General features: G+C 72.3%; 19 protein-coding genes. 6 read left to right on the forward strand and 13 right to left on the reverse strand.

The window, feature by feature from the left end; translation table 11 throughout:
• Positions 1-82: 82 nt before the first annotated feature.
• A complete protein-coding gene (locus ACFYPA_RS01845; protein ID WP_359350063.1) occupies positions 83-592 on the forward strand; it encodes a hypothetical protein in 510 nt (169 codons plus the stop codon).
• Positions 593-610: 18 nt separating this feature from the next.
• On the opposite strand, the gene ACFYPA_RS01850 is transcribed toward ACFYPA_RS01845, so the two are convergent.
• The 4 genes from ACFYPA_RS01850 to ACFYPA_RS01865 all read right to left on the reverse strand — a co-directional run bounded on the left by ACFYPA_RS01850 (position 611) and on the right by ACFYPA_RS01865 (position 4,455).
• A complete protein-coding gene (locus ACFYPA_RS01850; protein ID WP_359084094.1) occupies positions 611-1,801 on the reverse strand; it encodes a histidine kinase in 1,191 nt (396 codons plus the stop codon).
• Positions 1,798-3,279: a cation acetate symporter gene (locus ACFYPA_RS01855; protein WP_389128795.1), complete on the reverse strand. Its 1,482-nt coding sequence runs from the start codon at positions 3,277-3,279 to the stop codon at positions 1,798-1,800. Before ACFYPA_RS01855 ends, ACFYPA_RS01850 begins: the two co-directional genes overlap by 4 nt.
• The gene (locus tag ACFYPA_RS01860; protein ID WP_352120758.1) at positions 3,276-3,638 is read right to left on the reverse strand and encodes a hypothetical protein; all 363 of its coding nucleotides are present in this window, start codon (positions 3,636-3,638) and stop codon (positions 3,276-3,278) included. The genes ACFYPA_RS01855 and ACFYPA_RS01860 overlap by 4 nt, the downstream gene beginning before the upstream one ends.
• A gap of 64 nt (positions 3,639-3,702) precedes the next feature.
• Positions 3,703-4,455, reverse strand: coding sequence for a LytTR family DNA-binding domain-containing protein (locus tag ACFYPA_RS01865; RefSeq protein ID WP_359084097.1), 753 nt, complete (start codon positions 4,453-4,455; stop codon positions 3,703-3,705).
• Between the two features lie 46 nt (positions 4,456-4,501).
• Here ACFYPA_RS01865 and ACFYPA_RS01870 point away from each other — a divergent pair, with 46 nt between their 5' ends.
• Positions 4,502-5,173: a zf-HC2 domain-containing protein gene (locus tag ACFYPA_RS01870; protein WP_359311820.1), complete on the forward strand. Its 672-nt coding sequence runs from the start codon at positions 4,502-4,504 to the stop codon at positions 5,171-5,173.
• Positions 5,174-5,193: 20 nt separating this feature from the next.
• On the opposite strand, the gene ACFYPA_RS01875 is transcribed toward ACFYPA_RS01870, so the two are convergent.
• The 6 genes from ACFYPA_RS01875 to ACFYPA_RS01900 all read right to left on the reverse strand — a co-directional run bounded on the left by ACFYPA_RS01875 (position 5,194) and on the right by ACFYPA_RS01900 (position 12,006).
• A complete protein-coding gene (locus ACFYPA_RS01875; protein WP_359084099.1) occupies positions 5,194-6,054 on the reverse strand; it encodes a DNA-formamidopyrimidine glycosylase family protein in 861 nt (286 codons plus the stop codon).
• A gap of 33 nt (positions 6,055-6,087) precedes the next feature.
• Entirely contained in the window at positions 6,088-6,945 is an 858-nt protein-coding gene (locus ACFYPA_RS01880) for an amidohydrolase family protein (RefSeq protein ID WP_389128800.1), read from the reverse strand.
• Between the two features lies 1 nt (position 6,946).
• Positions 6,947-7,258: an L-rhamnose mutarotase gene (locus tag ACFYPA_RS01885; protein ID WP_359084102.1), complete on the reverse strand. Its 312-nt coding sequence runs from the start codon at positions 7,256-7,258 to the stop codon at positions 6,947-6,949.
• A 1-nt stretch (position 7,259) separates the two neighbouring features.
• The gene (locus tag ACFYPA_RS01890; protein WP_389129294.1) at positions 7,260-8,243 is read right to left on the reverse strand and encodes an aldo/keto reductase; all 984 of its coding nucleotides are present in this window, start codon (positions 8,241-8,243) and stop codon (positions 7,260-7,262) included.
• Between the two features lie 120 nt (positions 8,244-8,363).
• Positions 8,364-9,764 carry a wax ester/triacylglycerol synthase family O-acyltransferase gene (locus ACFYPA_RS01895; protein WP_389128803.1) on the reverse strand — a complete coding sequence of 467 codons (1,401 nt, stop codon included), beginning with the start codon at positions 9,762-9,764 and terminating at the stop codon, positions 8,364-8,366.
• Between the two features lie 175 nt (positions 9,765-9,939).
• Positions 9,940-12,006, reverse strand: coding sequence for a SpoIIE family protein phosphatase (locus ACFYPA_RS01900; RefSeq protein WP_359084104.1), 2,067 nt, complete (start codon positions 12,004-12,006; stop codon positions 9,940-9,942).
• A gap of 284 nt (positions 12,007-12,290) precedes the next feature.
• Here ACFYPA_RS01900 and ACFYPA_RS01905 point away from each other — a divergent pair, with 284 nt between their 5' ends.
• Entirely contained in the window at positions 12,291-13,658 is a 1,368-nt protein-coding gene (locus ACFYPA_RS01905; protein ID WP_359311813.1) for an FAD-dependent oxidoreductase, read from the forward strand.
• 65 nt (positions 13,659-13,723) lie between these two features.
• Here ACFYPA_RS01905 and ACFYPA_RS01910 read toward each other — a convergent pair whose 3' ends face one another.
• Both ACFYPA_RS01910 and ACFYPA_RS01915 read right to left on the reverse strand, forming a co-directional pair.
• On the reverse strand, positions 13,724-14,776 hold the full coding sequence (locus ACFYPA_RS01910; protein ID WP_389128806.1) for a chitinase: 1,053 nt from the start codon (positions 14,774-14,776) through the stop codon (positions 13,724-13,726).
• Between the two features lie 123 nt (positions 14,777-14,899).
• Positions 14,900-15,496, reverse strand: coding sequence for a hypothetical protein (locus tag ACFYPA_RS01915; RefSeq protein WP_389128809.1), 597 nt, complete (start codon positions 15,494-15,496; stop codon positions 14,900-14,902).
• 181 nt (positions 15,497-15,677) lie between these two features.
• Between ACFYPA_RS01915 and ACFYPA_RS01920 the strand changes: the two genes are divergently transcribed.
• Complete coding sequence (locus ACFYPA_RS01920; protein WP_389128812.1) at positions 15,678-17,111, forward strand: carotenoid oxygenase family protein; 1,434 nt, start codon at positions 15,678-15,680, stop codon at positions 17,109-17,111.
• A 26-nt stretch (positions 17,112-17,137) separates the two neighbouring features.
• Here ACFYPA_RS01920 and ACFYPA_RS01925 read toward each other — a convergent pair whose 3' ends face one another.
• Complete coding sequence (locus ACFYPA_RS01925) at positions 17,138-18,334, reverse strand: DUF6777 domain-containing protein (protein ID WP_389128814.1); 1,197 nt, start codon at positions 18,332-18,334, stop codon at positions 17,138-17,140.
• Between the two features lie 199 nt (positions 18,335-18,533).
• Here ACFYPA_RS01925 and ACFYPA_RS01930 point away from each other — a divergent pair, with 199 nt between their 5' ends.
• Positions 18,534-19,388 carry a YndJ family protein gene (locus ACFYPA_RS01930; protein ID WP_389128817.1) on the forward strand — a complete coding sequence of 285 codons (855 nt, stop codon included), beginning with the start codon at positions 18,534-18,536 and terminating at the stop codon, positions 19,386-19,388.
• The gene (locus ACFYPA_RS01935) at positions 19,385-19,909 is read left to right on the forward strand and encodes a DUF1990 family protein (protein ID WP_389128820.1); all 525 of its coding nucleotides are present in this window, start codon (positions 19,385-19,387) and stop codon (positions 19,907-19,909) included. The genes ACFYPA_RS01930 and ACFYPA_RS01935 overlap by 4 nt, the downstream gene beginning before the upstream one ends.
• Positions 19,910-19,924: the final 15 nt, after the last annotated feature.

Here is a 19,924-nt window from a genome sequence, read left to right on the forward strand (position 1 = left end):
TCCTTCTGGCCACGCGGGGCGCGCTCCCCCGGTTCAATGCTGCGTGTAGGGCCGTACCGAGAACGGAATGGGGCGAGACCGGATGCGTCCGGAACGTCAAGGCGGATCCAGTGACGGCGGGCTGCTGATCCCGATGGCCTGGATGTACGCGGAGTACATCGCCGACGAACTGCTGCGGACCGGCGAACTGATGGAACCGGCGACGCTGGAGTACCGGGCGGGGCGCGACGCGCTCGCCCTGACCGTGTTCCTCTCCGACGGGGCGGTGGCCGAGGCGCTGCCTGCCACCCGGGTGGAGGAACTGCGGCTGCTGACGGCGTACGGGGGGCCGTGGAGCGGCTGGGTCTGCGCGCGGCTCGACGCGCTGGAGGCGGCGGGTGACGCCGGCCCGGACCTCGCCCTGGCCCGCGCGGCCTGGCGGTGGCTGGAGGACACCGAACTCCTGGCGGCCGACCTGGACACGATCGGTCCGCCGCCGTGGGAGCCGGCCGACAGCCCCCAGGACCCGGAGGAGGGGGCGGCGGCCCAGGTGTGGACACCCGCCTGGCAGCTGGGGCTGCCGCTGGGACACCTCTCGATCCACCTGTACTGAGGGCTCCCCGCCATCGGTTCAGGAACCGTGCACCCCGGCGCGGTACTTCGGCAGACGTACGGTGATGCGCATGCCCGCGCCGATGCCCGTCTCGATGACGAGCCCGTAGTCGTCCCCGTACACCTGGCGCAGCCGCTCGTCGACGTTGAGCAGTCCGATGCCGGTGGACTTCCCGCCCTCGCCGCGCAGGATGTGGCGCAGGCGCTCCGGGTCCATGCCGGTGCCGTCGTCCTCGATGACGACCTCCGCCTCGGAGCCGGCGTCCAGCGCGCTGATGGTGATGCGGCTGGAGGTGACGGCCCCTTCGAGTCCGTGCTTGACGGCGTTCTCCACCAGGGGCTGGAGGCAGAGGAACGGCAGGGCTACGGGCAGCACCTCCGGGGCGACCTGGAGGGTGACCGAGAGGCGTTCGCCGAACCGGGCCCGGACGAGGGCCAGGTACTGGTCGATGGAGTGCAGTTCGTCGGCGAGGGTGGTGAAGTCGCCGTGGCTGCGGAACGAGTAGCGGGTGAAGTCGGCGAACTCCAGGAGGAGCTCGCGGGCCTGCTCGGGGTCGGTGCGTACGAACGAGGCGATGGCTGCCAGGGAGTTGAAGATGAAGTGGGGGGAGATCTGCGCACGCAGGGCCCTGATCTCGGCCTCGATGAGCTGGGTGCGCGAGCGGTCGAGTTCGGCCAGCTCCAGCTGTACGCAGACCCAGCGCGCGACCTCGCCCGCCGCCCTCGCCAGGACCGCGGATTCGCGCGGGGCGTAGGCGATCAGAGCGCCGAGGACCCGGTGGTCGACGGTGAGCGGCACCGCGACGGCCCAGCGCAGCGGGCAGTCCAGGTCGTCGCACTCGCTGCGGAACGCGGTGCCGCGGCCGCCGGCCAGGAGTTCCCCCACCTCCTGCATGACGTGGCGGCCGTGATGGTCACCCTCGCCGTCCCAGACCAGGACCCGGTCCCGGTCGGTGAGGCAGAGGGCGTCGGTGCCGAGCAGCGACCGGAGCCGGCGGGCGGACCGCCGGGCACTCTCCTCGGTCAGTCCGGCGCGCAGCGGTGGCGCGGCGAGCGACGCGGTGTGCAGGGTCTCGAACGTGGCGTGCTCGACGGGGGTGCCGACATCGCTGGTGCGGACGGGGCGTGCGGTGCGCCGGCCGGTCAGCAGGCCGCCGCCGAACAGCAGCAGGACGAGGAGCGCGATGACGGCGTATCCGGCTCCGGTCACCAGTGCCTCCCGGTGGTGAGTGCCTCGGGCAGGTGAAAGCGGGTCATCGCGGCGTTGGTGCCGGCGGGTATCCGGCTCGGAGTGGCGAGCGAGACCAGGATCATGGCGAGGAAGCCGACGGGCACGGACCAGACGGCGGGCCAGGCGAGCAGGGCGTGCGGCCAGCCGGGCGGGCGCACCGCCCCGCTGACGGTGATGGCGACGGAGAGCAGCGCGGATCCGCCGCCCAGGACGAGTCCCGCCACGGCGCCGGGCGGGGTGAGGCGGCGCCACCAGATGCCGAGGACCAGCAGGGGGCAGAAGGAGGACGCGGACACGGCGAACGCCATCCCCACCGAGTCGGCGACCGGTACCCGGCTGACGATCAGCGAACCGGCCAGCGGGACGGAGATGGCGAGGACGGTGGCCAGCCGGAAGTGCCGTACGCCGCGCGAGGGCAGGACGTCCTGGGTGATGACACCGGCGACGGCCATGGTCAGTCCGGAGGCGGTCGACAGGAACGCGGCGAAGGCGCCACCCGCGATGAGTGCGCCGAGCAGGTCGCCGCCGAGCCCGCCGATCACCCGGCCGGGCAGCAGCAGTACGGCGGCATCCGCGTCGCCGCCCTGGATGAGCTCGGGTGCGTACAGCCGTCCGAGGGCTCCGTAGACGGGCGGCAGCAGGTAGAAGACGCCGATCAGGGCGAGGACGGCGACGGTGGTGCGGCGCGCGTCGCGGCCGTTGGGGCTGGTGTAGAAGCGGACGACGACGTGCGGCAGGCCCATGGTGCCGAGGAACGTGGCGACGATGAGCCCGTAGGTGGCGTAGAGCGGATGGTCGGCGCGGAAGACGGAGAGCTGCTCGTCGAAGGTGACGCGGGGCCGTCCGTCGCCCTGCCAGGCGAGCACCAGGAAGAGGGCGGGGACGAGGAGGGCGGTCAGCTTCAGCCAGTACTGGAAGACCTGGACGAAGGTGATGGAGCGCATCCCGCCCGCGGCGACGGCGAGGACGACCACGGAGGCGACGAGGACGTCACCGAGCCAGCCGGGCGCCCCCGTCAGGATCTTGAGGGTGAGTCCGGCGCCCTGGAGCTGTGGGACGAGGTAGAGCCAGCCTGCGCCGACGACGAGGACGCTGACGAGTCTGCGTACCTGCCGGGATTCGAGCCGTCCTTCGGCGAAGTCGGGCAGGGTGTACGCCCCCGAGCGGCGCAGCGGGGCGGCGACGAAGACGAGCAGCACCAGATAGCCGGCGGTGTAGCCGACCGGGTACCAGAGCATGTCGGGTCCGTGGACGAGCACCAGACCGGCGATGCCGAGGAACGAGGCGGCGGAGAGGTACTCGCCGCTGATCGCGGCCGCGTTCAGCCGGGGCCGTACGGTGCGCGAGGCGACGTAGAAGTCGGAGGTGGTGCGCGAGATGCGCAGCCCGAACCCGCCGACGAGGACGGTGGCGAGAACGACGGCGGCGACGGCCGCCACCGCGTACGTGCGGCTCACTGCGCGGGGCGGCCTTCCACGAGCCGGGCGAAGTCGCGCTCGTTGCGCTCGGCCCGGCGCACGTACCACCAGGCGAGCAGCGTCAGCGGCGGGTAGGCGGCGAAGCCGAGGACGGCCCAGACGACAGCGGAGCTGTGCAGCGCCTCGAAGACGAGGGGCAGGGTGCCGACGACGACGGCGAGGACGGTGAACGCGGTGAGTCCGGCGCGCAGCTGGCTGCGCATCAGCGAGCGGACGTAGGCGCCGCCGAGCGCGGTCTGCTCGTCGATCTCCGACTGCGTGCGGTAGCGCGGCAGCGGACGCACCCGGCGGGGCTCCCCCGTCACCACTTCACGCCGGGGCGTTGGCTCTGCGGACATGGGGCCGGAGTGTACGCAGCACCCGACCCCGCTGGGAAGGGGTCCGGGCGCGGGTAGACGCTGGTCAGCGGCCGGTCTGCCGCATCAGCAGATCGCGCAGCGCACGCGTGTGGCGGCGGCTGACGGCCAGCGAGGCGGTGCCGATGCGCACGCTCATGCTGCCCGCGTCGTAGCGCAGTTCGTCGATCCGGCCGAGTGCCACGAGGTGGCGGCGGTGGATGCGGACGAATCCGCGGGTGCGCCAGCGCTCCTCCAGGGTGGTCAGGGGCACGCGGACGAGGTGACTGCCGGTGGCGGTGTGCAGCCGGGCGTAGTCGCCCTGGGCCTCGGCGTAGGCGATGTCGTCGATCGGGATGAAGCGGACGACACCGCCGAGTTCGACGGGGATCTGGTCCTGCGCCTGGTCGTGGGCGGGCCCGGAACGGCCGCCGACCTGTTCGGCGACGCGGCGCACCGCTTCGGCCAGACGCTCGCGGCGCACGGGTTTGAGGACGTAGTCGACGGCCTTGAGGTCGAAGGCGTGCACGGCGAAGCCCTCGTGGGCGGTGACGAAGACGATGAGCGGGGGCGCGGCGAACCCGGCCAGCAGCTGGGCGACGTCGAGTCCCGTGAGGCCCGCCATGTGGATGTCGAGGAAGACGACGTCGATGGCGGCGGGGTCGTCGGGACCGGCGTCGACGGCGCCGCCGATGCGCCGCAGAGCTTCGGTGGCGCCGGTGGCTCCCTCGGCGCTGCGGATCCGGGGATCGGCGCGCAGGAGGTACAGGAGTTCCTCCAGGGCGGGTTCTTCGTCGTCGACGGCGAGTACGCGGAGCATGAGGCCGGAGTTTAGGGGCTGTGCGGGGCGATGCGGAGGGGCGGTGGTGAGTGATTCACGGGCTGTTTCCGTACGGGACGTCATGTGCAGCCCGCAACACCGTCGCGAGGTCGGCGCCTACGTCCTGGGCGTGCTCGGTGCCGCCGACTCCTTCCGTTTCGAGGAGCATCTGGAGGGCTGCCCCCTGTGTGCGGGCGGGGTGGTGGAGCTCGGCGGGGTGGCGGCCGTCCTCGGACGCTATGCCCGGCTGACGCCGCCGGGCATCGATCCCGTGGCGCGGGCCGGGCCGGGTCCGGTGCTGCGGGCGGTGGGGGCGGTGGCGGCCGGGCGGCGCAGGACACGGCGGCGGCACCTGGCCGTGGCGGCGGCGGCCGTGGTGCTGGCGGCCGGCGCGCCGTTCGCGATGTCCGGCGGGGGCCCGGGCACCGAGCGGTGGACGGCCGCGGACCGGGGCTCCGGGATGACGGCGGTCGTGACGGCCGGGGCGCGCGAGTGGGGCGCCGATGTCCGCCTGGAGGTGTCGGGGGTGCCGGCGCCCGGAGTGTGCTCGCTGGTCGCGGTGGGGCGGGACGGGGACGAGGAGACCGTCGCCACCTGGTCGTCGGCCGGTCCGGGCGGGGCTCCGCTGCGGCTGAGCGGCGGCGCGGCCCTGCCGCCCGGGGCCATCGACCGGTTCGAGGTGCGTACGGCGGCGGCGCGGCTGCGGCTCTCCCGCTGAGCCCCTGTCCTGATCAGCCCCTACTTGAGCAGTCTGGAGAGTCGGCGGTCGGCCAGCGGCTTGCCGCCCGTCTGGCAGGTCGGGCAGTACTGGAGCGAGGAGTCGCTGAAGGACACCTCGCGGATGGTGTCCCCACAGACCGGACACGCCTGACCGGCGCGTCCGTGGACGCGCATGCCGCTCTTCTTCTCGGCCTTGAGCCGTCCCGCCGCCAGCCCGCTGGAGCGGGCGACGGCGTCGTTCAGTGTGGTGCGCAGGGCTGTGTGGAGCGTGGTGATCTCGTCGTCGGTGAGGCGCGCGGTGAGTTTGAACGGGGACATCTTCGCGACGTGCAGGATCTCGTCGCTGTAGGCGTTGCCGATGCCGGCGATGAGCGACTGGTCGCGCAGGGCGCCCTTGATCTGGCGGCGTTCCCCGTCGAGCAGCGCGGCGAACGCGTCGCGGTCGAAGGACGGGTCGAGCGGGTCGGGCCCCAGGCGCGCCACCCCGGGGATCTCCGCCGGGTCGTGGACCAGGTACACGGCGAGGCGTTTGGTGGTCCCGGCCTCGGTCAGGTCGAAGCCGTCGCCGCCGGTGAGGACGGTGCGCAGCGCTAGGGGCCCCTTCCCGGGGCGCGGCGGCGCGGCGGGGAAGGCGTCCCTCCAGTGCAGCCAGCCGGCCCGGGCGAGGTGGGTGACCAGGTGCAGCGGGCCGACGGCGACGCCGAGGAACTTGCCGTACCGCCGGACCTCGGTGACCGTACCGCCGTGCAGGGCGGTGAGCGGTGGGTCGTACGTCTTCAGGACGCTGATGGCCAGCGGCAGGACGCGGTCGATCTCCCTGCCGACCAGGTGGTCGTCGAGGAAGACCCGCAGGGCTTCGACTTCCGGCAGTTCGGGCATGGTTCCAGCCTGCCGCAGCGCCCGCCCCGGCGCCTACCGGAGGCCGTACACCCGCTCGGCCGTGGTGGCCAAAACCGCCTCCCTTTCGTCCTCCGTGAGGCCGTCGAGGAGCACGAGCGCGGTCTCGACCACCTCGGTGTACGTCGCCGCGAGCCGGCACACCGGCCAGTCCGAACCGAACATCAGCCGGCCGGGCCCGAAGGCCTCCAGGACGGTGTCGGCGTACGGTCGCAGGTCCCTCACGGTCCAGTCGTGCGGGTCCGCCTCGGTGATCAGGCCGGAGAGTTTGCACACGGTGTTCGGGAGGGCGGCGAGCGCCCGCAGGTCGTCGGCCCAGGGCCGCGTCGCCCCGGCGGCGATCCGCGGTTTGCCCGCGTGGTCGAGTACGAAGGTGAGAGCGGGCAGCAGTTCGGCGGCCCGGACGGCGGCGGGCAGCTGGTGGGGCTGGACCACCAGGTCGTAGGCGAGTCCGGCGTCGGCCACGGCGGCCAGTCCGCGCTGGACGTCCGCGCGCAGCAGCCAACGGGGGTCGGGTTCGCCCTGCACCTGGTGGCGGAGCGAGACGAGCCGGTCGCCGCCGGGGAGCTCGCGCAGGGCGGCCAGGGTCCGGGCGACGTCCGGGGCGGTGAGATCGGTCCAGCCCACGACGCCGGCCACCAGATCGCTGCCGTCCGCGAGCGCGAGGAACTCGGGCGTCTCCTCCGCGACGGTGACGGTCTGGACGAGGACGGTCGCGCGCACACCGTTGGCCCGTGCCTCCGGTTCCAGGTCGGCGAGGGTGAAGTCGCGTCGCAGGGGCGCCAGTTCCTCGCCGGTGATCCAGGCCTGGTCGCGTACCGACAGGTCCCACACGTGGTGGTGCGCGTCGACGACGCGGGGGTTGCCGGTCATCTCACAGCTCCCAGGCGACGGGGAGGCCCGCTTCGGCGCCGTCCGAGGAGTAGTCGTGCGGGACGTCGAGGAGTTCGTCCATCCTGGCCTGCCAGGCGACGTTGACGGGGAGCTGTTCCAGTTCGGCGAGGAGCCGGGCGTAGTCGTCGCACTCGATGACGTGGAAGAGGTCGGTGCCGCTGCGCCAGATCGTCCAGGACGTGGCGCCTGCCGCGCGGATCGCACGGGTCAGTTCGGCCGGGACCTCACGGTGTGCGGCCTCGTACTCGGCTATCCGGTCCGCACGGACCTTGGTGTGCAGGGCGATACGCATGTCAGTGTCCGTTCTCGGTCAGCAGGCCCTCGGCGCGCAGGTCGTCCCAGAGGGCGTCGGGGATCTCCCGGCGGAGCAGCGCGGCGGCGTCGTGCACCTCGTCGGGGGACCGTGTGCCCACGAGCACGCCGGCGACCGCCGGGTGGGCGAGCGGGTAGTGCAGGGCGGCGGCGCGCAGCGGCACGCCGTGGCCGTCGGTGACGGCCTTCAGGCGCAGGGCCCGGTCCAGGAGGTTCAGCGGCGCGGCGGCGTAGTCGTACGTGGCGCCGGGGCGCGGGTTCGCGAGGAGGCCGGAGTTGAAGACGCCTCCGACGACGACGCTGCGGCCGCGGGCGGCCGCGGCGGGCAGCAGATCGTTCAGGGCGGACTGGTCGAGGAGGGTGTAGCGGCCGGCGCAGAGCACCACGTCGACGTCGGTCTCAACGACGAAGCGGGTGAGCATCGCGGTCTGGTTCATGCCGGCGCCGATGGCCCCGATCGTCCCTTCGGCCCGGAGCTTCTCCAGTTCCGGATACGCCTCGCCGAAGGCCGCTTCGGCGTGGTCGTCGGGGTCGTGGAGGTAGGCGATGTCGATGCGGTCGAGGCCGAGGCGCTCCAGGCTGTCCTCGATGCTGCGGCGGACACCGGCGGCGCTGAAGTCCCAGCGTCTGCGGTGCGTGGCGCGGACGGCGAAGCCCTCGGAGAGCGATGCGGACGCGGGGGCCCCGCCGCCGGGCAGGGGGTCGAGCACCCGGCCCACCTTGGTGGACAGGACGTACGCGTCGCGGGGCCGGCCGCGCAGGGCCTCGCCGAGCCGTCGTTCAGAGAGGCCGAGCCCGTAGTGCGGCGCGGTGTCGAAGTAGCGGATCCCCTCGTCCCACGCGGCGTCGACGGCGGCCGCGGCCTGCGCGGGCTCCACGGCGCTGAAGAGATTGCCGATGGCAGCCGCCCCGAAGGACAGCCCGGTGACCTCGACCGCGCTGTTCCCCAGCCTGTTGCGCCGCATCTTTCCGCCGCCCTCCCCGAAGATCGCTTCCTGCACACAGCGAATATTCATCGGATCACTTGGGCGAGTCAACACCTGGGAGGACATCAAAGGCAGCAAATGCGCCGCCATCTGTCCGATCTATGGCGTGTGGCTCATGGGCAGCAGCGTCAGCAGTTCGGCCACCTCCTCCTCGGCGCAGCGCCCCAGCCGCTCCAGATCCGGCAGTGCCTTCCCGTCGGCCACCAGCCCGATCTGGACCGCACCGCCGTACGTGGACAGCGCGACGGCCAGGGACTGGCCGCGGGCCAGCGGCGCCATCGGGTAGAGCGCGCGCAGCGGGCAGCCGCCGAGCGAGAGGGCCGAACGCGGCAGCGGCACGCTGGTGACCAGCACGTCGAAGAGCATCCGGGCGGCACTCCCGGCGAGCGGTGCGCCGAAGCGGTGGGCCAACGAAGGCAGTTGGTCGGCGAGGACCGCGACCGCCCCGGCCCCGCGCAACGGCCCCGCAGACTTGTTGCGGTCCATGGCGCCGCGAACGGCCCGCAGCCGCTCCCAGGGGTCGGGTTCGGAGACGGGAAGACCCAGCAGGTAGGCGGAGAGCCGGTTTCCGTTGACCGCGGCCGTGCCGCCCGGGCGGCGCCGGGAGACGGGCACCAGGGCACGCGGATCGGCGACGGGCAGCGGTTCGCCGCGCTCCAGCATCCAGCGGCGCAGCGCACCCGCCACGACCGCGAGCAGCACGTCGTTGCTCGTGCCGCCCGCTGCCCGCCGGATCCGCTGCACGGCTTCGAGGTCGAGATCGGCCGTGGCGAGGCGCCGGGTGCCGGAGGAGCTCGCGCTGAGGGCCGGCGCGCCGCGCAGGTCGAGGCGGCTGGCGCGCACCAGCGAGGCCCCGACGCCGAAGGCCCGGCCGAGGTCCTCGATGCGGCCGAGGGCGAGTCCCGCGACCTGGCGGGGCCCGGGCATCCAGGAACGCGGCGGCACGGGCCGGACCCGCCCGGCCGCCGGTCCCGGCCGGCTCCGGCCCGCGAGCGAGGCGATCTCGTCGAAGATCCCGGCCCCGATGGCGACCGCGCGCATGCCGTCCGCGAGGGCGTGGTGGAGCTTGACGAGGACGGCGAAGGGGCCGTCCGGAGCGCCGCCGATGACGTACATCTCCCAGGGGGGCAGCCCTCTGCGCAACGGGCGCTCCATCAGTTCGCCCGCGAGCCGGGTGGCCGCCGCCATGAACCCGGCCTCACCCTCGCCCGTGGTCTCCGCCCCGGGCAGTCGCACCTGCTTGACGTGCTGATGGACGTCGAAGTCCTTGTCCACCGACCAGGCCGCGCCCCCGACGGGCAGCAGCACGTCGCGTACACGCATCCGCAGCCGGGGGATGGCGGCGGCCCGGGTGCCGAGCAGGTCGAGGAGGCCGTCGGGGCCGGGGGGCCGGGGGCCGCCCGGCTCGAAGACGGCGAGCGCGCCGAGGTGCATGGGGTGCGCATCGGACTCGAGGTGCCAGAAGGCCAGATCGAGAGGTGCCAGTAGCTCAGTGCCCAACGGGTCCTCATGTCATGGATGAAAGGGAAGAAGAGGTGTCACGGAAGACGAAGACGAAGGCCGACGAAATCGCAGTCAATCCCTCGCGATCGGTAACGGTCAAGCGCAGACACGTTACGTACTGTTACTTTTCAGTAATGCTCCATCCCCGTGAAGGGCAGTCGCCCTCACCGGGTCAGCCGCGCGGCGGTATGACGAATTCGCACCAGACGCACTTGCCGGTGCCCCGGGACTCGACACCCCACGCGTCCGCGAGCTGGTCGACGAGCATCAGGCCGCGGCCCGAAACCCCCGCCTCGCCCGCGTCCCGGCGGCGCGGCAGAGCGCTGGACCGGTCCTCGACATCGACCCGCAGCCGCCGCTCGGGCCCCGTGAGCACCCGGATGGTGACGATCGCACCGCCGTCGGTGTGCATCAGGGCGTTGGTCGTCAGCTCGTCGGCGGCCAGCTCCACCTCGTCGGCCCGTTCCTTCGCACCCCACGCCCGCACCGCCGCACGGATCATGTGCCGTGCCGAGCTGAGCGCCTCGGGGTCGTTCTGTCCCACGTGCTGCTGGAGCCGGCCGCCGGGCTGCGGGGCGTGGGCGGCCTTGCGGCGCAGCAGCAGCACCGCCACGTCGTCCTCGCCGCCGCGCTCGTCGACCGACGCACAGAGCCGGTCGGCCAGCCGCTGCAGGTCCTGCGGGCCGTTCCTGATCATGGCGGTGAGCAGCTGCACCCCTTCGTCGAGGTCGCTCCCCGGCTGCTCCACCAGGCCGTCCGTGAAGAGCACCATGGTCTGCCCGGGGTCCAGCTCGACCGTGCTGACCGGATACTCCAGCCGCCCGAATTCGGCGGAGAGCCCCAGCGGCAGCCCTCCCTCGACGAGCACCTTGTGGCAGCTCCCGTCGGCATCGCGCACCAGCGGATCGATGTGGCCGGCCCGGACCACCTGCACCACGCCGGTGGTCAGGTCGGCCTCGGCGTAGGTGCAGGTCGCGAAGCGGTCGGTGTCCAGTTCGTGCAGGAAGACGGAGGCCCGGGCCATGACCGTCGCGGGGCTGTGCCCCTCGGCGGCGTACGCGCGCAGCACGATGCGCAGCTGCCCCATGACGGCGGCGGCGTGCGTGTCGTGGCCCTGCACGTCCCCGATGACGGTGCCGACCCGGCCGCCGGGCAGCGGGATGACGTCGTACCAGTCGCCGCCGATGTCCCGGCCCAGTCTCGCCGAGCGGTAGCGCACGGCGATCTGCGCGCCCGGCACCTCGGGGACGCGGCGCGGCAGCATGGCCTGCTGGAGCCCCTCGGCGAGGTCGTGCTCCTGCTCGTACAGCATGGCGCGCTGGAGGCTCTGGGCGATGGAGCTGCCGAGGGCGACCAGGAGATTGCGTTCGTCGCCGGTGAAGCCGTTCTTGTTGCTGTAGAGGAGCCCCAGGGCTCCGATGGGGCGGGCCTGGGCGATCAGCGGCAGATAGGCGGCCGAGGTGATGCCCAGATGGCTGATGTGGGGCCACAGGACCGGGTACGAGTCCGCGAAGTCCTCGGCAGACTCGATGAAGCGGGGGCCGAGCGTGCGGACGACCTCACTCATCGGGTACTGCTCGTCCGTGCGTGTGTACCGGGTGCCCGGCACGAAGGCCCCCTCGGGCCCGTCCGCCACCAGGTGGATGCGGCCGGCCTCGATCAGCCCCATCACCAGGCTGGTCGCCCCCAGATGCGCCAGCCCCTGGGAGTTCTTGAGCACGTCGATGACGTCCCTGACGGTACGGGCGTGGGCCAGGGCAGCCGTGGTGGCCTCCACCAGACTGGTCCGCCGCTGCCGCTCCACGTCCAGCTCGCGGCGGGCGGTGGAGTCGGCCAGCTCCTCCGTGGCGTCCCGGACGATGCCGATGATCCGGCGCGGCCGGCCGGTGGCGTCACGGCGGACGAAGCCCTGCGTGTGCATCCAGCGCAGGCTCCCGTCCCGCCGCAGGATGCGGAAATACGCCCCGTAGTTGGTCCGTCCGGTCTTGAGCGCCTGCGTCACCATGGCGTCGAGCCGCATGGCCTCGTCCGGAGGCACCCGCGTCCCAAGCGTCTCCGGCCGGTTGTCGTACTCGCCGGCCGTCAGGTCGAACACGTCGAGGGCCTGCTGGTCCATGTGCATGAGGCCGCTGTCCAGATCCCAGTCGAAGCTGCCCATACGGTTCAGGGCGAGGCTGAGGTCCGGGTGGGCGGGCCAGTCGTCCGGGAGTGACAGGGCACCCACTGCCCGATCATCCATATGCGTAACTCTGCCACCATTTGCCCGATTGTTCGCGCGAACCGTCCATCAGGTGAACGTGCGATGGAACACATTTACGAGCCGCTTCGCAGGGCCGCTCCCCCGGGAATTCCGCGGATTTCCGAGGAACGGCAAAGGTGCGGGGCACCGGATATCGCCGCAGAACGCCGACCCGCCCCGAAAGCGGGCAGGTGCAGCGGCTAACGTGTGCGTGGGGTGGAGTAAGCCAAGCCTTACCACGGCCCGCCCCGCTCCTGCTCGTTCGTCCTAAGGAACAGCCCTCCATGACACGCCCCGTCCGCGTAGCCATCGTCGGAGCCGGCCCCGCCGGAATCTACGCAGCGGACGCGCTGCTCAAATCCGACGCCGCCGCCGACCCGGGCGTCTCCATCGACCTGTTCGAGCGGATGCCCGCCCCCTTCGGCCTGATCCGCTACGGCGTGGCCCCGGACCACCCGCGGATCAAGGGCATCGTGCAGGCGCTGCACCAGGTCCTGGACAAGCCCCAGATCCGGCTGTTCGGCAACGTCGACTACCCGAACGACATCGGCCTGGACGAGCTGCGCGGCTTCTACGACGCCGTGATCTTCTCCACCGGCGCCGACGCCGACCGCGCCCTCGACATACCGGGGAGCGACCTGGACGGCTCGCACGGTGCCGCCGACTTCGTCTCCTGGTACGACGGCCATCCGGATGTGCCGCGCACCTGGCCGCTGGAGGCCGAGAAGGTCGCCGTCCTGGGCGTCGGCAATGTGGCCCTGGACGTCGCCCGCATCCTCGCGAAGACCGCCGACGAACTGCTGCCGACCGAGATCCCCGCCAACGTCCACGAGGGCCTGAAGGCCAACAAGGCGCTGGAGGTGCACGTCTTCGGGCGGCGCGGTCCCGCCCAGGCCAAGTTCAGCCCGATGGAGCTGCGGGAACTGGACCACTCGCCGAACATCGAGGTCATCGTCGACCCCGAGGACATCGACTACGACGCGGGCTCGATCGAGACCCGGCGGGGGAACAAGCAGGCCAACATGGTCGCCTCCACGCTGGAGAAGTGGGCGATCCGCGACGTCGGCGACCGGCCGCACAAGCTCTTCCTGCACTTCTTCGAGTCCCCCGTGGAGATCCTCGGCGAGGACGGCAGCGTCGTCGGGCTGCGGACCGAGCGCACCGAGCTGGACGGCACCGGCAACGTGAAGGGCACCGGCCGGTTCCACGACTGGGACGTGCGGAGCGTCTACCGGGCCGTCGGCTACTACTCGCAGGAGCTGCCCAAGCTCCCGTTCGACGTCGCGTCCGGCACGGTGCCGCACGCCGCCGGCCGGGTTCTCGCAGGCGGCGAGCCGATGGAGTCGGTGTACGTCACCGGCTGGATCAAGCGGGGCCCGGTCGGCCTGATCGGGCACACCAAGGGCGACGCCAACGAAACGGTCGCCTGCCTGCTGGAGGACCACACCACCGGCCGGCTGCCCGCCCCGGCACAGCCCGACCCGTCGGCCGTGACCGCGTTCCTGGAGTCCCGCGGCGTCCGCTACACCACCCGCGAGGGCTGGTACCGCCTGGACGCGCACGAGCGCGCCCTGGGCGAGGCGCAGGGGCGCGAGCGGGTCAAGGTCGTGGAGCGCGACGCCATGCTGGACGCCTCGGAGCCCGGCAACTGACACCACGGCGAAGGCCCCGCAACGCCCTCGCGCAGGGTGTTGCGGGGCCTTCGCCGTCTCCGGTGTCAGCGGCCCTGGAGCGCCTTGACGTTGTCGCCGAAGGTCCAGTTCCTGGAGCCGTCCCAGTTGAGCGACCAGGTCATCAGCCCCTTGAGGCCGCCCCCGTAGTGGTTCCAGGCCTGCGAGACGAGGTTCGGCGCCATGTGGCCGCCACCCGCACCCGGCTGGGCGGGCAGACCCGGCACCTGCTTGTCGTAGGGCACCTTGATGGTGGTTCCCTGGATGACGAGCCCTCGGTTCAGACAGTCCGTCTGCGCCGTGAAGCCCCCGACGGTGCCCGCGGAGTACGAGCCGCCCACGCATCCGTACATGCTGCCGTTGTAGTACTGCATGTTCAGCCACCAGAGCCGGCCGTTGTCCGCGTACTTCTTCACGATGGGCAGGTACGCACCCCAGATGGAGCCGTACGCGACGCTGCCGCCGGTGACGTACGCCGTCTCCGGTGCCATGGTCAGACCGAAGTTCGACGGCATCCGCGCGAGCACGCCGTCGATGATGCGGATCAGGTTGGCCTGCGACGCCGACAGCTGACTGATGTTGCCGCTGCTCGTGAGGCCGGTCTCGATGTCGATGTCGATGCCGTCGAAGTTGTACTTCTTGAGAATCGGCACCACGGTCTCGACGAAGCGGTCGGCGACCGCGCTGGAGCTGAGGTCGATGCCCGCGGCAGCACCACCGATGGACATGAGGGTGGTGAGCCCGGACGCCTTGGCCCGGCACATCTCGGCCGGGGTCGGCACCTTCACGGTCGAGTCCATCCCGTCCTCCCACAGGACGGTGCCGTTTGAGAGGATCACCGGGAAGGCCGCGTTGATCACGTTGTACCCGTGCTGCGGGATGCGGCTGTCGGTGAGGGGGATCCAGCCCAGGGGCGGGTGCACCCCGTTGGACGCGCCGTCCCAGTTCTCCCAGTACCCCTGGAGCACCTTGCCGGCCGGCTTCGACTTGACCGCGCAGGTGTCCTCCTGCGCGGAGCTCGGTGTGGCCGCGACCAGCATCTGCACGATGCACGCCGCCGCGAGACCGGCTCCCCACAGCCGTGAGGTGCGACCGAACATGACGGAACCCCTTCCGTATGTGACATGCCCCTGACAATTCAGCACGGGACCGCGCCTGCGCTCAACGTAAAGTGGTCCAGACCTTCCGTCAATAGGTCTGGACCAAAAGTGACAGCGGGGCGGTCACGACCCGGCGCGCGCGCTCCGGGACCGCTCCCGGACCCTGTCCGGGTAGCGTTCCGTGAAACGGACCGCCAGCACCAGCAGGACCACGGGAATCACCCAGTTCAGCCAGTCGCCACCGGACGACGTGTGCACCGCGAGCAGGCCGAGCAGGGCCGTCACGGCGAAGACCCCGCCCCAGACCAGTGTCAGCACCCGGTTCACCTGCCGGAAGACGGGCGAGCCCCACACCTCACGGGGTGTGGTCTCCCGTGCGTACTGCTCGGTGAAGGGGACGAACGCCAGCGAGCCGAGCGCCACCACCGCGATCACGGAGCTGGACAGCACCTGCGCGTACCGCTCCACCCAGTACAGGTCCTGGCGGTCCAGGAAGAGGGCCAGGATGCTGAGGACCGCGAAGAAGGCGATGCCGGTGATCTCCAGCACCTTGAGCGAACCCCTGCGCAGGTCGGGCAGGTTGAGCACGACGGCCGAGACGAGTCCGGCCAGCGCCGCATACTCCCAGGTGCTGGGGGACGCGATGACATCGAAGATGATCCACGGGGCGAACGCGAAGAAGAGATTCCCGGTCCGCCGCCCGGACTTCGTTGGGTCCACCGGACACCTCCGCGGCAGGTCCCGCGGCGCTCTGCCGCTGCCTCCATGGTGAAGCCGGGGCCCGGCCTCCGCATCTCCGCGTCGCGGGGCCCGCGTTGCAGCGGTGGTGGCCCGGAGATTGAATGAAGGATCGGCACGGCACGTTCCCCAGGTGCGCACACCCGGTAAAGGGAGGCCACTCATGGCCGCACACGCCTCGCAGGCCTTCGACCCCGCCCGCGTCGTCCATCTGTCCGGCCGTTTCGCGCCGGTGACCGAAGAGGTGGACGAGACCGGGCTGGAGGTGGTGGGGGAACTGCCGGACGATCTCGACGGACTGTTCCTGCGCAACGGGCCCAACCCCCGCTTCAGTCCCATCGGTTCGTACCTCTACCCGATCGACGGGGACGGCATGCTGCACGGGGTGTGGATATCGGATGGGCAGGCCCGCTACCGCAACCGTTTCGTCCGCACCCCGGCCGTACTCGCCGAGGAACGCGCGGGGCGGGCGCTGTGGGGCGGCATCGAATCGATGATCTTCCCCCAGGTGCCGGATGTGGAACCGGAGTTGGCCGGCACGTTCCGCGACCTTCCCGACATCAACGTGATACGTCACGCGGGCCGTCTGCTGGCCCTCGCCGAATCCGACCGCCCGTTCCTGATCACACCGGGGCTGGAGACGGCAGGCGGCGAGACGTTCGGCGGGGGGCTGCCGGCCGGTATCACCGCACACCCGAAGATCGACCCGCTCACCGGCGAGATGCTGGTCTTCTGCTACGGCCTGGAACCGCCCTACCTCACCTGGTCGGCCATCGGTCCCACCGGCGCCGTGACCCGCGGCCCCACCACGATCGACGGACTCGACGAAGCGATGATGATCCACGACATGGCACTGACCGCCCGGTTCCTGGTGATCGTGCTGGCGCCGGTGTTCTTCGACATCGCCGCCGCGATGAGCGGTGGATCCATGATCAACTGGCGGCCCGAGCGCGGCACCCGGGTGGCCCTGGTCCCCCGTGACGGCGGCCCGGTGCGCTGGGCGTCCGACGAGGCGTTCTGGCTCTGGCACACCGTCAACGCGTACGACACCGAGTCCGGCGGCGGCGATGTCGTGCTGGACTACGTGCAGTGGTCCCGTCTGTCCCTGGGCGCGCCGGACGGCTCGGGATCACCCAACACCGCCGGCCTGGTCCGCGCAGTGATCGACCCCGTGGCCGGCACGATGCACCGGACCATGCTCGACGACGCCAGGATGGAACTGCCCCGCACGGACGACCGCTTGATCGGCCGACGGCATCACCAACTGGCCGTGGCCTCCGATTCCGGGGCCCCTGATCTGCTGCCGGGCGAGTTCGACGCACTGCGCTGGTACGACGGCAGGGACGCGTCGGGCACGAGCGTGGTGTGGCGGGCCGGGGACCTGTCCGTCGGCGAGCCGGTCTTCGCCCCCTCACCGGGCACCGCGGACGGCGGGGGCGGCCACTGGATGACGTACGCCACCGACCGCACGGACGACAGCAGCTGGCTGCTCGTCATCCCCGCCGAGGATCCGGCTTCCGGCCCGGTCGCCCGGGTGCGGATCCCGGTACGTGTCCCGCTGGGACTGCACGGGAGCTGGCTGCCGACCGAGGAGTGAGCCGCCGGTCCCCGCGAGCGGGGCGGCTATCCCCCGACGGGCTCGGCGATGCCCACCGGGGCGTCCTCCTGCCAGGGCAGTTCGATGGCTGTCTGCGGTTCGTCCGTCATGGGCGGCACCGGGCCCGGCGGCTCGTCCGGGTCCGTGGGAGGGCCGGGCGGCTCGTCCGTCGGGAGCGGGGGGTACTCCTCTGTCTGGCCGTCGGACGGGACAGCGGTCGGCGCCGGACAGTCCGTCGGCGCGACGGCCGGCTCGTCCGTCGCCGCGACGGCCTCGCCGGGCGGGGTCGGATCGATGGGCGTCGGGCAGTCCCCGGGAGCGGAGGGCGACGGGGTCGGCGCAGCCGACTTCTTCGGCCGTTCGGGTTCCTTCGGCTTCGCCGGAGGTACGTCGGGCAGCGGACCGGTGATGTCGGTGCCCGGAGCGTAGGGCGGCGGCGCCTCGGGGGTGTGGTCCCGGGCACCCTCGTCACCGACCGGCCGCTCCATCCAGCTGTTGTGGTCCGCGTCCACGACGACCAGGTCGGTGACGGCCTTCACGGTGGGTGCGACGACGACGAGCCGCGCCGGGTCGTAACCCGCCCACTTCTCGCCGCTCGCGCCCTCGGGGGCCCCCGCCCCGGCCGGCCGGCTCAGCGGGTTGCCGCAGGCGCAGCGGACGCGCGGGAGTCCGTGTCCGTCCACCATCACGGCGGTGCCGGCCTGGAGCACGGACTCGAACGTGGTGGCGGAGCCCGCGCGGAAGCCGTGGTTGCCCACCCGGGTGTCGGCGCGCAGGACCACGGGGGTCAGCCCGCGCAGGAAGTCCGCGACACCGGCCCGGGGCACGCCCGCGGCCTGCGCGAACGCCTCCTCCCTGGCCGGGTCGACCGCGAGGAGGCGGACCTGCTGTCCGACGTCGCAGGAGGCGACGGAGCGGGTGCCCCCGTAGAGGCCGGGGGTCGAGCCGGGGAGGGTGTGCGGGGCCCTGCCACCGGGCGCGGCCTTGCGTGGCGGGGCCGTGCGGGGCACGGCCGGCGGCGCACCGGCCGGGTCCACCGTGGACCTGGTGAAGGGGTCCGGCCCCTGGGCGGCGGCCGGCTGGAGGAGGACCTCGTCGGCCTCGGCCGTCCCCTCGGTGCCCTGTCCGCCGCTCCCGCTCTCCCGGGCGCAGCCCGCCGTGACGAGGATGCCGGCGGAGAGTACGGCGAGCACGGCGCGGCACATACGGGTCGGTGCGTGCACGAACTGGTCTCCTGCCTGGTCACCGGTGCCGGGTTGGTCCTCTCATGTCTGCCGCAGTTCCGTGTGACCCGCAAGCCGGGGCCTCGCCGGCGCGCGGAGCCCCCGGCGAGGCCGGAGGCCCGCCACCTTGAACGCGTTCAAGAATGGCTCTAGAGTCGACACCGACAGCACTTGAACGTGTTCAAGACGGGGGTGGGCCATGTCGGTCCTGGTGAGTCTGATCGTGATGCTGGGCATGCTGGTGATCGTGCCCGCCGGCCTGCGGCTGACCCGCGCCCCCGACCTGGACCGGATGCGGCGCCTGTGGCCGGTCTTCGCCGTGCCGGGGGCCGTCGCCCTCTGGCTGCCGCGTGGACCGGCCGCCACCGCCCTGGCCCTCGGCTACGCACTCGGCGCCGCGCTCCTCGCCCTGCACGCCCCGGCGCGTGTCGTCCGGCGCCCTGATCCGCTGCTGTCCTGGCGGACGGCACCCGCCGAGATCGCGCTGCTCACCGCTCTGGTGACCCCGGCCGTCGCCGCCACCGCACTGGTCGCCGAGCGCTCGGGGCATCCGCTGTTCGGCTTCGGCCTCGGCATCCTGGCCCTGACCGTGCCGCACTTCCACTTCGCCGGATTCGCCGCCGCTCTGGTCTCGGGGCTGGTCGGCCGCGTGGCCGACAGCGCGGCCGGCCGGTTCGCCGCGCTGAGCGTGCCGCTGGGCACCCTGCTGGTCCTGATCGGCTACTTCATCGGAGACCGGGCCGAACTGGCGGGGGCGGTGGTCCTGACAGCAGGCATGTGGACCGTCGCCTTCCTCACCTGGCGCACCGTCCGGCCCGCGGCCCACGACCTGACCACCCGGCTGCTGCTGGCGGCCTCGGCCGCCGTGCTCGCGGCGACCATGGTGCTCGCACTGAGCTGGGCGCTGGGCGAGGCCACCGGCCTCCCGCACCCCACGCTGACCTGGATGGCCGCCACGCACGGCGTGGGCAACGCCCTGGGCTTCGCGCTCTGCTCGGTGCTCGCCTGGCAGCGTCTGAACCACCGCACCGCACACGAAGGAAGGACCGCATGAGCACCCTCACGTATCCGGAGGCGGGCGCCACCCGGCTCGGCCCGCTCCCCCACGGCTACCACCACCTGCACCACCGCACCCGGATCGGGCACGGCCGCGCCGACTTCGAGACCGCCGGGGCCGCGATCACGGAATTCCGCATGCACCGCGCCTCCGGGGCCCGGGTCAGGGCCTCCGCGCCACGCGCCGAGCCCGGTGCGTCCGTTCGGATGGCGCTGGGTGTCGGGCCGCTCCGGTTCACCGCGCCCTGCCGGGTCGTCTGGGCCGAGTACGGTCCCGGGCGCATCGGCTTCGCCTACGGAACGCTCGCCCGCCACCCCGAGTGCGGCGAGGAGTGCTTCGTGGCCGAACTCGCGGACGACGGCACGGTCTCCTTCACCGTCCTGGCGTTCAGCCGGCCCGCCCGCTGGTACACCCGCCTCGCCGGACCACTCGTCCCGATGGTCCAGCGCTGGTACGCGCGCCGGCTCGGCCGTACGCTGCGCCGGATCGTCGCGGAAGGACGCGCGCGACAGATGTGAGGCGCCGGGGGGCGG

Origin of the sequence: Streptomyces sp. NPDC005775, assembly GCF_042871565.1 — a bacterium.
Classification (GTDB): Bacteria; Actinomycetota; Actinomycetes; order Streptomycetales; family Streptomycetaceae; genus Streptomyces.